At 44.3% G+C, this 14,963-nt stretch carries 11 protein-coding genes; 4 read left to right on the top strand and 7 right to left on the bottom strand.

The window, feature by feature from the left end:
• Window positions 1-29: 29 nt before the first annotated feature.
• The 6 genes from ABKW31_RS09060 to ppc all read right to left on the bottom strand — a co-directional run bounded on the left by ABKW31_RS09060 (window position 30) and on the right by ppc (window position 7,786).
• Window positions 30-677 carry an isoprenylcysteine carboxylmethyltransferase family protein gene (locus ABKW31_RS09060; protein ID WP_348616001.1) on the bottom strand — a complete coding sequence of 216 codons (648 nt, stop codon included), beginning with the start codon at window positions 675-677 and terminating at the stop codon, window positions 30-32.
• A 45-nt stretch (window positions 678-722) separates the two neighbouring features.
• Window positions 723-983 carry a DUF5676 family membrane protein gene (locus ABKW31_RS09055; RefSeq protein WP_348616000.1) on the bottom strand — a complete coding sequence of 87 codons (261 nt, stop codon included), beginning with the start codon at window positions 981-983 and terminating at the stop codon, window positions 723-725.
• Window positions 980-1,267: a YHS domain-containing protein gene (locus tag ABKW31_RS09050; protein WP_348615999.1), complete on the bottom strand. Its 288-nt coding sequence runs from the start codon at window positions 1,265-1,267 to the stop codon at window positions 980-982. The genes ABKW31_RS09055 and ABKW31_RS09050 overlap by 4 nt, the downstream gene beginning before the upstream one ends.
• Window positions 1,268-1,281: 14 nt before the next feature.
• Window positions 1,282-3,786: a heavy metal translocating P-type ATPase gene (locus ABKW31_RS09045; protein WP_348615998.1), complete on the bottom strand. Its 2,505-nt coding sequence runs from the start codon at window positions 3,784-3,786 to the stop codon at window positions 1,282-1,284.
• Window positions 3,787-4,059: 273 nt separating this feature from the next.
• Window positions 4,060-4,506, bottom strand: a complete 447-nt coding sequence (locus ABKW31_RS09040) for a hypothetical protein (protein WP_348615997.1) — start codon at window positions 4,504-4,506, stop codon at window positions 4,060-4,062.
• 646 nt (window positions 4,507-5,152) lie between these two features.
• Window positions 5,153-7,786, bottom strand: a complete 2,634-nt coding sequence (gene ppc / locus ABKW31_RS09035; RefSeq protein ID WP_348615996.1) for a phosphoenolpyruvate carboxylase — start codon at window positions 7,784-7,786, stop codon at window positions 5,153-5,155.
• Window positions 7,787-8,022: 236 nt separating this feature from the next.
• On the opposite strand from ppc, the gene ABKW31_RS09030 reads away from it, so the two are divergent.
• Window positions 8,023-8,643 carry an FKBP-type peptidyl-prolyl cis-trans isomerase gene (locus tag ABKW31_RS09030; protein WP_348615995.1) on the top strand — a complete coding sequence of 207 codons (621 nt, stop codon included), beginning with the start codon at window positions 8,023-8,025 and terminating at the stop codon, window positions 8,641-8,643.
• A 32-nt stretch (window positions 8,644-8,675) separates the two neighbouring features.
• Here the strand turns inward: ABKW31_RS09030 and ABKW31_RS09025 are convergent, their stop codons facing one another.
• On the bottom strand, window positions 8,676-9,020 hold the full coding sequence (locus tag ABKW31_RS09025; RefSeq protein WP_348615994.1) for a hypothetical protein: 345 nt from the start codon (window positions 9,018-9,020) through the stop codon (window positions 8,676-8,678).
• Between the two features lie 386 nt (window positions 9,021-9,406).
• On the opposite strand from ABKW31_RS09025, the gene ltrA reads away from it, so the two are divergent.
• The 3 genes from ltrA to ABKW31_RS09010 all read left to right on the top strand — a co-directional run bounded on the left by ltrA (window position 9,407) and on the right by ABKW31_RS09010 (window position 14,886).
• The gene (gene ltrA / locus ABKW31_RS09020) at window positions 9,407-10,576 is read left to right on the top strand and encodes a group II intron reverse transcriptase/maturase (RefSeq protein ID WP_348615993.1); all 1,170 of its coding nucleotides are present in this window, start codon (window positions 9,407-9,409) and stop codon (window positions 10,574-10,576) included.
• Window positions 10,577-11,274: 698 nt separating this feature from the next.
• Window positions 11,275-12,306 (top strand): alpha/beta hydrolase, encoded by a 1,032-nt coding sequence (locus ABKW31_RS09015; RefSeq protein ID WP_348615992.1) that lies wholly within the window; start codon window positions 11,275-11,277, stop codon window positions 12,304-12,306.
• Window positions 12,307-12,405: 99 nt separating this feature from the next.
• The gene (locus tag ABKW31_RS09010; RefSeq protein WP_348615991.1) at window positions 12,406-14,886 is read left to right on the top strand and encodes a glycoside hydrolase family 95 protein; all 2,481 of its coding nucleotides are present in this window, start codon (window positions 12,406-12,408) and stop codon (window positions 14,884-14,886) included.
• The last annotated feature ends 77 nt before the right edge of the window (window positions 14,887-14,963 follow it).

Below are 14,963 nucleotides of genomic sequence, written 5' to 3'. Positions count from 1 at the left end.
TAACTCCTATAAATTGCTTAAAAGACTGATTAAATTTTTGCTTGTTTAACGAAGGACTTCCATTGTTCGCGCCGAGGAATGAACATCGGTACACGTTTTTTATAACGTATATATTCGGCTCCATATTCGGTAATGACCTTTGTTTCTTCACGCAGGGCTAAGCGGTAATAAATAAACACTATTATCGGGAACAGACCGACCGAAAATAAGGTAGGCCAATGCACTATGCCCTCGCCAAATAAAGCAATAAACAACCCTGTATATTGCGGATGTCTTGCCAAGGCATACAAACCATCGGTGACCAAGGTGTGCTGTTCACGCGCTCTGTGTACTTGACGCCAGCCCTGAAAAAATAGCCCGATGCCTATAAAAAGCAGTATGTAGCCAAGGATCATTGAAATCATCATGCCGGTTTCCCCCATACCTAGCAGTGACGACCATAAATTGGCATTGAGTTCAGTGCGGTCTAGTCCGCCAAAACGCGCTAGTAAATAAATAGTTAAAGGGAAGCCATACATTTCAGCATACAACGCAATAATGAAGGCTTGTACTACTCCCACCCCAGCCCATTCATGCCAAGATTTAGGCGCCAAATATTTATATAGATACCAAGACACCAGCACGATCATGATAAGTGCCAAGACCCACACGCCTGAATGTGCTATCGGTTCGCTCAAGAGCTGAACTCCTTTAAGTTAACTATCACTAGTTTGTTCACACAGTTATTTTGCTTTACTGCCAAAAAAATTGTACAAGGGCACCCAAATTAGGGTGATAAACCAACCGTATAGATAACTCTCAATCAAACCTAAAAAGAAGCTTTGCCAATTTAACCATTCAAATCCAGGCAACAATTTCTGCCATACTTCGTACATAGCTTGCTGTGGAAATAAAAGGTCAAACACCACACAAAGCGTAAAACTTATGCTGATAAAAAGGCTGCTCGCTTGGCCAAAGGCCAGTAAAGATATTTTATGGCTCACGACAACTCCCCTTTACCCTTTGTGCTGGCTATATACTTTTCCGGCTCCCGATCAAATTCATCGAGACAGTGCTTTGAACAAAAACGATAAAGCTCACCCTCATGTAATTTTCCATAGCCTTGATTTTGCTCAACGACCTTTCCACAAACAGGATCAATAATGGGGTCTGCTTTATCTGATTTAGCATGTGTATGATGGCCGTGTGCCATGTGTGCACCACAACCAAAACGCATCATTAAATAGAAAAAAACGGCAAATAATAAAAATGAAATTAAGCCGTGCATAAGACACCTCCTAGTTAACTCAGTTTTTGATTTTTAAGTCTTAATGCATTTAAAATAACGGACACCGAACTAAAACTCATGGCGGCAGCGGCAATCATGGGGGAGAGTAAAATGCCGAAAAATGGATACAACACACCTGCCGCTATCGGCACACCTAAAGCGTTATAAATAAAGGCGAAAAACAGATTTTGCCGAATGTTACGCATGGTGGCGCGACTTAATATTATGGCTTTAACAATACCGCGCAAATCACCTTTAACTAAGGTGACTCCGGCACTTTCCATCGCTACATCTGTGCCGGTTCCCATGGCGATGCCCACTTGGGCCTGAGCTAGGGCTGGCGCATCATTGATACCATCGCCTGCCATCGCGACTATTTTCCCTGCTGCCTGCAACTCTTTGACGATAATGGCCTTTTGCTCGGGCAATACATCTGCTTCGACTCGGTCAATATTCAGCTTTTTAGCTACCGCATGCGCGGTTACGGCATTGTCACCGGTTAACATCACTGCTGTGATGCCCTGCTTATGTAATTGAGCAATAGCATCTGCGGTTGAGGCTTTAATTGGGTCGGCTACACCAATTAAAGCCGCGGGCTCCCCATCAAACGCAAGTAACATGACAGTTTGTCCCTCGCTGCGCAGCGCATCCGCTTGGGCGAAGAAGATCTTATCGCTGTTTGACTGGGCTTTGCTGATATTTTGCTGTTCCATCAATTTTAGATTGCCAAGCAAAAGGGACCGACCATTTACAGAGCCGGTAACGCCCATGCCTGTTACCGATTCGAAATCACTTACCTCAATGGCGTCAATATTTCTATCTTTTGCACCTTGTACAATCGCATTGGCGAGGGGATGTTCACTGTATTTTTCTAAGCCAGCTACCCAAGCCAATACCTGCTTTTTATCCAATGACTGACTATGATCCGAGTTGATAGTGACACTGACTAGTTTGGGTTTGCCTTCGGTCAGAGTGCCGGTTTTATCTATGACTAGGGTGTCTACTTTCTCCAGTATTTCTAGCGACTCAGCATTTTTAATTAATACACCTTCGAGTGCGCCGCGGCCTGTTCCTACCATGATTGATATAGGAGTAGCCAATCCCAGAGCACAGGGACAAGCTATAATAAGCACCGCCACAAAATTAATCAGTGCATAAGCAAATGCAGGTGCGGGGCCAAAGAAGAACCACACAGCAAAGGCTATTGCAGCAATAAGTACAACTACTGGCACAAAATAACCAGCCACTGTGTCGGCCATTTTCTGAATGGGGGCACGGCTGCGCTGAGCGTCTGCCACTAATTTAACAATTTGAGCTAACAGAGTGTCTGCTCCGACTTTATCCGCACGCATGACTAAACTGCCAATGCCGTTTACGGTTGCGCCGATCAGTTGTTGTGATGCTGTTTTGCTCACCGGAATGGGCTCACCGGTGACCATAGACTCATCCACACTGCTGTTCCCTTCAAGTACCTCGCCGTCAACAGGAATTTTTTCACCGGGACGAATTCGAAGATGGTCGCCTACTTGCACCTGTTCGAGGGGAATATCTTTTTCGTCGCCATTGGCGCTGATAACCCTTGCCGTTTTGGGTGCCAAACCTAACAGTAATTTTATCGCCGCATTAGTTTGTGATCGGGCGCGCAGTTCAAGCACTTGCCCAAGTAGAACCAAGGCGGTGATGACGGCAGCTGCCTCAAAATATACGTGTACAAGACCTTCAGGGCTTCGCATGGCACTAGGGAAAAAGTCAGGCAACATTAATGCAATGATGCTGTATACATAAGACACCGATACACCTAACCCTATGAGAGTAAACATATTTAGGTTCCAGCTTTTTATCGAATCAATTGCTCGAACGTAAAAAGGCCAGCCACCCCAAATGATGACAGGGCTTGCCAGCAAAAACTCAAGCCACTGCACGGTGCTCATGGATAACTGTGAAGGGAGTAAATTTGGCACAAGGTCAGCAACCATAGCCAATAGAAATACCGGTATTGCCAGTACTGCACTCCATGTTAAACGTCGACTCATATCCTTTAATTCAGGATTTTCATCGTCAAGGGAAACCGTTGTCGCTTCCAGAGCCATACCGCAGATGGGGCAGTTAACTGGTTCATCCTCTAATATTTGTGGATGCATCGGGCACGTATATTGAGTTTTTGTGGCACTAATAGATACGTCTTTGGGCTCCAAGGCCATACCACATTTTGGGCAAGTGCCAGGCCCCACTTGTTCTATTTCTAAATGCATGGGACAGGTATAAATGGCATCTTTGCTGGTTTTAATTGCGGGCTTTATTTCTGCATTGTTCTTTGCATGTGGTTCGCTATCTTTGCTTTTGTCACAATGACCACAACAGTCTTTTTTAATATACTCTTGAGGCGCTGCATCAAATTTGGTTTTGCACTTCAAACTGCAAAAATAATAATCTTTTGTTTTAAGTTGGCTGTCATATTCGCTGGTGTCACTCACGTCCATTCCACAGACAAGATCTTTCAATTCCATTGACTCAGTCATTTACTAATACCCCTTTGTCGCTTTGGTTAGTACATGATTTAATCAGATGACAAATCAAAGCTTTGCTTGGAGCCTTATTTGGCAAATGTTGGCACTGTACAATGGCCTCTTGTATCTTTTTGCGTGACTTAGACCTATGTGTAAAACATAGGCCAAGCTATTAAATAATCGGTGCAACCTTATTTGGGAATATCATCAACCAAGCACTTATTTACCCGCGCGACATTGGTTTGCAAAGCCCACTCAAGATTAATTTTTCTTGTGTTCATGTCCTTATTTACTTTTTTCCACGGTATGACCCATCATCTGGCCCATCATCCCTTCCATCATCCCTTCCATCATCGCCATACGCTGTTCCAACATTTTTAAGTGGGCATCGGGCGTCATGGCTTCGTGGTCTACCATCATTTTTCCATCACGGTCTTTACTTGATGAGCCGCTATTCATCACAGCCATCATTTTTTCCATATTTTCTGCGTGCTCGGCGAGCAAGGCCTCACGTTTATCCTGATCTGTTTCCTGTTTCACTTTAGCTAATAAGGTAGCCATTTTATTCATATGTTGTTGCATCAAGGACAACTGCTCTGCCGTTATGACCTTCATACCCATACCCATACCCGTACTCATTCCCATTCTGTCGTTATTTTGTGCGGCATGTGTCGCGAAAAAGGGTGAGCACAACAAGGCAGATACTAAGACGATTTTATTTAATAATTTCATTACATTCTCCATTAGATTAAGTGATATATATTATGTTCTTTGCTAGATGCTCGATAAAAATGCGCCAGACTGTTATGTACAACATTTTTATTCAAAAAATATGTTTTGTCTGTTCTCTAACGAACATACGGAGCAGCCGGAATATGGCGAGAATAAGAATTTTTTTGGCATCTACATGTTTTAGAAGTCAAGTTTACTGGCAGTGAATTCAATAATTTCTTTCGCATGGTAGCTAACGATGAAGTTGGCAATGTCTGCAATTGGCACAAACCACTAATTCAGCTCTAGCAGTATGGCCGTCAGTAATCGCCTTGAAAGTCATCGATTGTCTACTGAACGTTCACAAGTGCAGTTCAGGACTAGTTCTACTCTATTCTAGGAAAATCTTTGGTTGTGTGGTGAATGATTATTTAATTGGCTCTTCGCTTTTTTTGCCATATCAACTTTGAGCGGGGCCATGCGTTCAAACACTAATTTGAAAAGATGTGTGCGTCTTTGGAGATGAATACATGCCAATGCTTTAGTTTTGTTATCAAAATCAACAAGGGTAGCAGAGGATAACAATTGGTTGTTATCCTCTGCTTGGAACGTTACTCGGTAAGCGTTACCCAGTAAGCGTTAATCGGTATTCGTTACCCGGTATTCGTTACCCGGTATTCCTCATACCCACTGCGATCCCTGCGATGGTGACCATCATTGCACGTTCTAGTACTGGGTCACTATCTACGTCATCTAATTGCCTAATGCGATTTAGAAGTTCGATTTGTAAATAGTGCAAAGGCTCAAGATAACTAGCACGTATATTCATCGATACTGCGCCTTTGGGGTCACTTTCCATTACTGTTTTTTGTTTAAGTAATTCCAGTAAAAGCACAATACTTTGTTCCAATTCAACGCGTAAGGCGTCGCCAAAATGACGTAAATCTGCGGGCACTAAACGTTTGTCATATTCAGCACTGATCCGCGGGTCTGCTTTGTTAAAAACCATATCGAGCATAGATAAACGCGAATTAAAGAATGGCCAGTTCTGCAACATGTCATCTATGATGGCGCGCTGACCTTCATCTAAACTGGTTTGTACCGCTTTCATCACACCCAGCCAAGAAGGCAAGACCATGCGAGTTTGCGCCCAAGCGAATATCCATGGAATAGCGCGCAAGCTTTCAATACCGCCAGTAGGCTTGCGTTTTGCGGGTCGAGAGCCCAAAGGCAACTTGCCTAATTCTTGTTCTGGTGTTGCGACCCTAAAATAAGGCACAAAATTTTCGTCGTGACGAACAATCTTGCGATAGTTGTCACGGCCATTGGCGGCTAATTCAATAACGGCTTTACGCCACTCTTCTTTTGGCGCTGGTGGCGGCAAAATTAAGGCTTCTAAAATTGCACTGGCATACATATGTAAGCTGCGCTGTGCCAAAATTGACATACCAAATTTATAACGAATAGTTTCGCCTTGTTCAGTGACCCTAAACCCACCTTTGAGTGAACCCGGTGGTTGCGACAGTATTGCTGCATGAGCGGGTAAACCACCGCGACCGATAGTACCGCCACGGCCGTGGAATAAGGTAAGTTCAATGTTATTTTCATTTGCCACCGCAACTAGGGCTTCTTGCGACTCATATTGTGCCCATCCTGCCGCCATAGCTCCGGCATCTTTAGCTGAGTCAGAATAACCAATCATGACGTATTGATGACCTTGGATGTAACCTCGGTACCAGTCGATAGACATCAGTTGTTTAATCACTTTGGCGGCGCTATTTAAATCGTCGAGTGTTTCGAATAGTGGCGCCACTGGCATTGACCAATTAACCCCTAATTCTTTTAATAACAACACCACACTCAATACATCAGAGGGCAAACTAGCCATTGAAATAATGTAGATACCGAAGCCCGCTTGGCGGTTTTTAGCGATAACTTTAAAGGTATCGATAACTTCTTGTACATCTTCACTAGGTTGCCAAGTAGGCGGAAACAAGGGGCGCTTTGAGCTCAACTCGCGTAGTAAAAAGGCTTGTTTGTCTTCTTCACTCCACTGTCCGTAGTCACCTAAACCCAAATAACGAGTTAGTTCTGCAAAAACATCTGCATGGCGTTCAGAATCTTGACGGACATCTAATTTAAGTAAATGTACACCAAAACAATGTACTCGACGAATCGTGTTAAGCAGATGTCCTCGAGCGATAACTTGCATACCGCAAGCATTCAACGAGTGATAACAGGCCATTAATGGCTGTAATAATTCTTCATTGCTGGCAACCCAGTCGTCAGGATTAACTAAGCTCGCGGCTTCATTACCTGCGAGCGTTTCAATAATACCTTCTTGCGTCTTTTGCAGTTTATTCAATAATGGACGTAGAAGGGCACGATAGGGTTCCAGTACATCGCCGACCATTGCTCTTAGATCGTCATCACAATCGCTCATCGACAATTCAGTTTGTAGTATATCGATGTCTTGGGCGAATAATTTAGCCGCACGTTTACGTGCTAATAGCAGAACTTGTTCAGTGACTTTAGACGTAACAAAAGGGTTACCATCACGGTCACCGCCCATCCAAGAGCCAATATTAACTAAACGAGAGTCTAGGGGAATTGCTAAGCCATATTTAGCGACAAAGCGCTGATCCAGTTCTCTGATAAATTCTGGTACTGCGTCCCATAGTGAATTTTCAATAACTGAAAAGCCCCAACGCGCCTCATCTACTGGGGTTGGTCTGACGGTGCGAATTTCTTCAGTATGCCAAGCTTGGGCGATTAGTTCTGATATGCGTGTTTCAACTAATTTACGTTGGGTAGGGGTTAAACCTGCTGAATGTATTTGGCTTAAACATTTAGCCAATTCGCTGTGTTTATGGATTAAAGTACGACGTGTTACTTCGGTAGGATGCGCTGTCAATACTAATTCGATATTCAGCTGTTTTAGGGCCTCATCGAAGGTTTCTGCTCCGACTCCGGCTTTATCGAGATGTTGAAACAGGTTTTCGATAGGATCATCTATGGTGTTATTGCTGTTAAATTCTTGTTCAGCGATATTAGCCAAGTTGAGAAATTGAGAAAAAGCGCGACCAATAGTGAGTAACTCATCATTACCTAACTCGACAAAAAGCGTTTTAAGTTTAGTGGCAGAATCATCGCTGCCTTGGTAGGCTTTACGACCTTCTTTTCTTATGGTTTCAATACGTTGCAACCAATCTTCGCCAAGTTGGTCTCGAATCGTGTCACCTAAGGTTGCCCCTAAATAGCGGACGGTTTCTGTTAATTGAGAATCAAGAATATGTGGCACAATTTTCTCCCTAAGGCGTTTAATCGAAACGGTAAGATACTAATTTAGCTTGCCTTTGTCTAAGCCAATCTTGGATATGATATACCTAAAGCGCTAAGTGTTTGCGAGTATAGAGCGGTTTTATTCTGCTTTTTATCGGCATTTCGGTATATAATCCTTGGCTTTTATTTTACTGACGGTATGAATAGGTTTGTTCTGTTCAATACTGCGGTTTTTTCCATCAATTAGGAGCTCATGTGGCACATAAATTTTCTACAGTAGAATCTCAAGCAAGTTATGGCATTGGTTTACAAATGGGCGAGCAACTACGCGCTAATCCGTTTGCTGGTTTAGATATTGAAGCGGTGCAAATAGGTCTTGCTGATGCATTTAACGGTCAAGACGCGCAAGTTGACAACGATACCTTAGGCAAGGCGTTCAACGAAATTCACAAAATTATGCAAGCAGCTAAGTCAGAGCAATTTAAAGCGGTTATCGCTCAAGGCGAAGAGTATTTGGCAGCAAACGCTAAACGTGACGAAGTGACTGTGACAGAAAGCGGTTTGCAGTATGAAATTTTAACTGCTGGAACGGGTGACTTACCATCAGCTGCCTCTACTGTGCGCACTCATTACCATGGTACTTTGTTAGATGGCAGTGTATTCGATAGCTCATATAACCGTGGTGAGCCAGCTGAGTTCCCCGTTAATGGCGTTATTAAAGGTTGGACAGAGGCTTTGCAAATGATGCCTGTTGGTTCTAAGTGGCGTTTACACGTACCTGCTGATTTAGCCTACGGTGAACAAGGCGCGGGTGGTGCTATCGGGCCACACTCTACCTTAGTGTTTGACGTTGAATTGTTAGATATTTTGGCGTAAGCCTGTTTAGCATTTTGCAATAGGGTGTTAACTCACTGCAATAAAGCCAGTTGCCTTAGGGCGCTGGCTTTTTTATTGGTGCGCCAAGTATGGCGCGTAGCGCCCATAATGGGTGCTGTTCTGATACGCGTGGTGGCGGTCAGAGGACTTGGTGGTGAAAGTCCACTATTAGCCCGACAAGGGGAATAATTAGCTGAACGGCAAGGGTGTTCATCGCGAGGTGAAATCTGAAGAAAGCCCAAAGCAAAGCACTGGCCTGACGAACAGAAATCGTATACAAGGCGGTCGCAGTGGGTAAGAAGGCCAATATCTTCAAAGCCCAATACTTGTACGGACACTGCGGACGTAGATACGGCGGGCATAAGTGTGAAGGTCACGCGCATTACCTTGGGAGGTCTGTTGTTCTGCCTTAGGCTACTGTTATCGCGAGATATCAGGATGGGGCAATAGAAGTCAGCAGAAGCCATAGTAGGTTGGTAACCGTCAACTGAAGGGCTGAACATGTTAGATGGATTGAGAGCCAAGCGCTCGATGACCCTATAGGGGCAGAAACGGTTGTTGAGATATAACCGCTTATTGTCGAGGGGCGCAGACAGTATCTGCTTGAGTAGACAAATAAGGCACCAAAGGTCACGGCGCGTGAGGGGTACTCTCATGAGGAGATGATGGAATTACTCGATAAAATACTATCAAGGCCGAATATGCAGCGTGCTTATCAGCGAGTGATGCGTAATAAAGGCGCAGCGGGTGTTGACGGAGGGGGGTGAATGAGCTCAAAGGCTATCTGCAAACCGACTGGCAACAACATAAAGCGGCTTTATTAAGCGGTAACTACCGTCCACAACCCGTGCTGAAGGTAAGTATTCCTAAAGCAGGCGGAGGGCAACGTGAGTTAGGCATTCCCACGGTACTGGATAGGCTCATTCAGCAAGCGATACATCAGGTGCTAAGTCCGATATTCGAGGAGCACTTCTCGGACAGTAGTTATGGATTTAGGCCAAATCGCAGTGCTGGACAGGCCGTCCAAAAAGCGCGTGTGTATATGGAGGAAAGTCATCGATGGGTAGTGGATATTGATTTAGAGAAGTTCTTCGATAATGTTGATCACGACATCTTGATGTCGAGAATAGCGCGTCATGTACAAGATAAAGCGGTATTGAAGTTGATCCGCGCTTATCTGGTGGCAGGAATATCGGACAATGAACAAGTCAATAAACGAACAATGGGCACCCCACAAGGTGGACCGCTGTCACCACTGCTATCAAACATCATACTGACCGACTTGGATAACGAGCTTGAACACCGAGGGCATAAGTTCTGCCGCTATGCCGATGACTGCAATATCTATGTCAAAAGCGAGCGTGGCGGACAACGAGTCCTGCAAAGCGTCACCACCTTCTTGGAAACCACCTTGAAACTCAAGGTAAACCAAAAGAAAAGTGACGTGGGTCGGCCTTGGCAACGAAAATTCCTAGGGTATAGCGTCTGCACTCGAAAACAGAATATTCGACTGCGAATAGCCCCTGCGGTACAAATGCGTTTCAAGAAGGATGTAAAACACACACTGCGTAGTGCGAGAGGTTGGTCTATTCACCGCACGGTGGATAAACTCAATCTGAAATTACGCGGGTGGATAACTTACTTCCGTCACATCAACGTCAAAAATGTGTTACTTGACTTAGATGGCTGGCTACGGCGCCATCTGCGTAAGATATTATGGCGACAATGGAAACGTGTTTACACCCGCATAAAGCGGTTAATTGCATTGGGTATAGATGAATCGAGGGCAGCGACTAGCGCGGTAAATGGCAGAGGGGCGTGGTTTAACTCAGGCGCTTCGCACATGAATCAAGCGCTACCCAAAAAGTATTTTGACTCCATTGGGTTGGTATCGTTAATCGATTACTATCAACGTCTCAAGTATCAAACATGAACCGCCGTGATACGGAACAGTACGTCCGGTGGTGTGAGAGGACGGAGAGCGCAAGCTCTCCTCCTACTCGATCCAACAAGGCCAGTCGTAGGCATACAATAAATTAGTTGATCACGTATTTATTTTTCACCGTGTTGGTGAATTTCTTTTCTAAATTTTGTTAATAGTTTGTTTTTTTTGGGATCTAGGTTATCACAACAGACCTTCCCGTATATGTTACGGGTCAGTTAAACAAATCTCAGTCTAAGAGCTAAATTAAGCAATGACCTTGTTTGTGCTGCGACAGACTATCCGCCTCGTAAACAATTGCAATATGAAAAGGGTATAAGCATGGGATGGCGATTAGTTAATGTTTGTGTGTTAATTTTTACGCTTGATGCATGCAGTGCAAACATCAATAAGCTGCGCAGCAAACAACCTGAAATTAACTCTCAATCCGTCAATTTAGCCTCTAGCTCTCTTGCTCAGATGCCAAGGTTGACACTGTTGCACTCTAAAAATTTGCTTAACTTGCAGGCAATTGAGAATAAATTCACAGTAGTTTTTGATTGGTAAACGGGCACCTTTCAAGGCGAGCAAATATCCCTGTTTTGTGACACCTGTTCCACTCAGGGTGGCTATATCAATAGCCTCAGTCTGACAGCTTAGGGACATAATTAAACTACGACAACCGACTTTACGACCAAGGAATATTTGCAATGAAAATAATCACATCTAGTCTGAAGGGCTGTTTTTTTCTGCTCCTTAGCTTGTTTGCTCAGAGTGTTTATGCTGAACATGAAATTTCAGCTTTCAAGGATATAGAGTGGGCTAAACCCCAAGGTTTTGCCTTGACCAGTGATATTTATGTGCCGGATAACAGCGCACATAAAATGCCAGTGCTAATTATTTATCATGGCGGTGGTTGGTTACTCAATAGTAAAAGCATTATGGATGACTTAGCCCAGTATATTGCCAAACATGCGCAAATCGTGGTGGTTAATGTTAACTATCGGGTACTAGCAGATGTCGATAACACCACTACCGCCAACCAAATTATTGAAGACGCCATGGGGGCTGTATTGTGGGTAAAAGATAACATTGCGCAATATAAGGGGGATCCACAAAACATTGCGGTAACTGGTGACAGTGCTGGTGGACATTTGGCAGCAATGGTAACGCTAGCTGGGCAGCAATTAGACAGCGATGGGTTTGCTGGTAGTTCACTTGGCTTCACTCCCAGTTATTTACCCAAAGGAAAAAATGCCGAACAGGTCGCGGCACAAAATGGCTTGGCGGTACAGGCCACTATCCTAAGTTATGCTGGTTTTGATTTATATGCAACGGCTAAAAATGGCTTTGAAAGCGCCAATAATCCCTTCTGGAAATGGGCAAATGCGACGCCTCGTGGTATGTTTGGCCCTAATATAAACCTAGCTAAAAACCCTGATTTTTATCACGCAGTGTCACCTCAACATTATATTGTCAATCAGGATGTAAGGGCCTTAGGCCCGCAATTTGTGCTCGTCGGCAGTGACGATCCGATGACACCACCTGCAAGCTCTGCCAATTATGTCAAACAACTAAAAGATGCGGGTCAGCCAGCCACACTCAAGATTTATCCAAATCGCACACATGGTTTCCTAGATAGCGGTTGCCCCCCTTATTCAAGTGGCTGTTTTAGCGAACTGGCCATACCAACAGTGAAAGATATGATTGATTTTCTCAACGAGGTGTTTGCTATTCATTAAACGTTGAGTACATAAAAAGTCAATTTGAGCACAAGTTGCTGTAGATGACTCAGCCCTTGTCTGTATTTGGATTTTTGTAACATCTCAGGGAGATCGCGGGTGTCTAAACTGCTAACAAAAATTGTTGTTGGTTTATTGAGTATTGGCCTTGTAACTCAATGCGCCTACGCCAATTCTGACTCAGTAAAATTATGGTACAACGGGCCAGCCACAAGCTGGGAAGGCGCTTTGCCATTGGGTAACGGCCGTCTAGGTGCAATGGTATATGGTGGCGTACAGCAAGAGACTATTCAGCTTAATGAAGATACCTACTGGGCAGGAGGGCCACACAATAATCTTAATCTGACAGCAAAAAATGCCCTGCCGCTTATTCGTAAACAGCTAGAGGGGAGAGATTATGCTGGTGCCGCTGATTTAGCGCAAAAAACCATTACCAGTCAGGGCTCGCAAGGCATGCCTTATCAGTCAGCAGGTTTGCTACAGATTGAATTCGACGGACATCAGCAATACTCCGATTACTATCGTGAACTGGATCTGCAAAATGCCGTTGCAAGCACCACTTACAAAATAGCTGGGGTGACTTACAAAAGAGAAGTATTTAGCTCTTTTGTTGATCAAGTGATTGTAGTCAAACTGAGCGCCAGTGAAGCAGGTAAGTTGAATTTTAATCTGTCCTTGTCTCATCCCGATGATATGCCAGTGCAGGCTAACGCAACTCAGGCAACGCTATTAATGCAAGGTACTTCACCTGCTCACGAAGGTATTAAAGGACAAGTTAAGTTAGTCAATTTGGCAAAAATAGTGACTAATGATGGCCTGCTTAAACAACAAAATAACAAGCTTGTGGTGTCGTCTGCGTCAGAAGTGGTGATATTGGTGTCGTTGGCGACTAATTTTGTGAATTATGCCGACATCAGTGCCAATGCTCTTGAACGCGCTGAAAAAATAATGCAAAAAGCTGAGTACACATTTACTCAGTCAGACGCGGCTTACACGCAGGCGCGCGGCAAGCATATTCAATTTTATCAGCAGTATTTTCAGCGTGTCACATTGACTCTCGGCACTAACTCATTTGCAGATGAGCCCACTCACGTGCGTATTCGGGAGTTTGCCAATCGACATGATCCGGCGCTAGTAAGTTTGTATTTTCAATTCGGTCGTTATCTGCTTATCTCGTCCTCCCAACCGGGTACACAAGCCGCCAATTTACAAGGGATTTGGAATCCTCTCTCCCAGCCACCGTGGGACAGCAAATACACCTTAAATATTAATCTGGAGATGAATTACTGGCCCTCAGAATCCACTCAACTTAGTGAGCTGAATGAGCCATTAATCCAGTTGGTACGTGATTTGTCTGAGACCGGCCAAGACGCGGCTAGCCTGATGTATGGTGCCAGAGGTTGGATGGCACATCATAATACCGATATTTGGCGTATCAGCGGCGGAGTGGATTGGTCGTGGGGAGCTTGGCCGACCAGCAATGCCTGGTTGGTCGAACATTTGTGGCAAAAGTATCTATATTCTGGTGATGAAGCTTATTTGCGTGATATTTATCCCATCATGAAAGGTGCTTGCGAATTTTTTGAAGATTTTTTAATTGTGTCACCTGAAACCGGCTGGCTGATTGTATCACCCTCTATGTCGCCCGAAAACGAGTCGCCCATCACTGCTAAAAAAATTGCCCAAGGTGTCACCCTAGACAATCAATTACTGTTTGATTTATTCACCCATAGTATTGCCGCGGCCACTATTCTTAAAACCGACCCGAACCAGAGATCTAAATGGCGCGAAATTGTGGCGCAACTGCCTCCCATGCAAATCGGCCAATACCATCAATTGCAAGAATGGCTGGATGACTGGGATGATCCTAAGGACCATCACCGCCATGTATCCCATTTGTACGGGCTGTTTCCGAGCAATCAAATATCGCCTATTCGCACCCCTGAGCTTTTTAGTGCAGCGCGAGTGACTCTAGAGCAACGTGGGGATCCTTCAACGGGTTGGTCGATGAATTGGAAAATCAATTTATGGGCGCGCTTGCTTGATGGCAATCGCGCTTTAAAGTTAATTCGCGATCAAATTCAATTAGTTGACCATACATCAGGAGAAGAGGGGGGCACCTATCCCAATATGTTTGATGCCCATCCTCCTTTTCAAATTGATGGTAATTTTGGTTTTACCTCAGGCATTGCCGAGATGCTCCTGCAAAGTCAAGATGGTAGCGTGCATTTACTACCAGCACTCCCGCAAGCTTGGCCAGAAGGAGAAGTTAAAGGTTTAGTCGCGCGAGGCGGATATATTGTGGATATTCGTTGGCAAAAAAATCAACTCAGCTATTTAAAAGTGACATCTCGCCTCGGTGGCAATTTGCGTTTGCGCTCGTATGTGCCATTACCAGAACCACATAATTTTAAGCAAAAAAATGCAATTGGAGAGAATAAAAACCGGTTTTACCAGCTACCCATTACCAAACCAGTCTTGAAAAACACAAGACTGAATTTACCCAAAATATCCCTGGCAGATTCATTTTTGATTGATGTGGTCACTACACCGGGTCAGAGCTACGTTTGGGGGCAATAAATCCCCTTATTTGCTTTCGTTGATATTAATGCTGACGGTTGCTTTTCACTTATTTCCAACTCACTATAAGCAACAAT

Origin of the sequence: Paraglaciecola sp. 25GB23A, assembly GCF_040012495.1 — a bacterium.
GTDB lineage: Bacteria > Pseudomonadota > Gammaproteobacteria > Enterobacterales > Alteromonadaceae > Paraglaciecola.
Note: the sequence above shows the minus strand (reverse complement) of the source record. Positions and strands in the feature narration are given on the sequence as shown.

Bases quoted from the DNA above. Each gene is read 5' to 3' on its own strand.
- ABKW31_RS09045 (WP_348615998.1), bottom strand. From the start codon at position 3,786: ATGACTGAGTCAATGGAATTGAAAGATCTTGTCTGTGGAATGGACGTG.
- ABKW31_RS09050 (WP_348615999.1), bottom strand. From the start codon at position 1,267: ATGCACGGCTTAATTTCATTTTTATTATTTGCCGTTTTTTTCTATTTA.
- ABKW31_RS09015 (WP_348615992.1), top strand. From the start codon at position 11,275: ATGAAAATAATCACATCTAGTCTGAAGGGCTGTTTTTTTCTGCTCCTT.
- ABKW31_RS09040 (WP_348615997.1), bottom strand. From the start codon at position 4,506: ATGAAATTATTAAATAAAATCGTCTTAGTATCTGCCTTGTTGTGCTCA.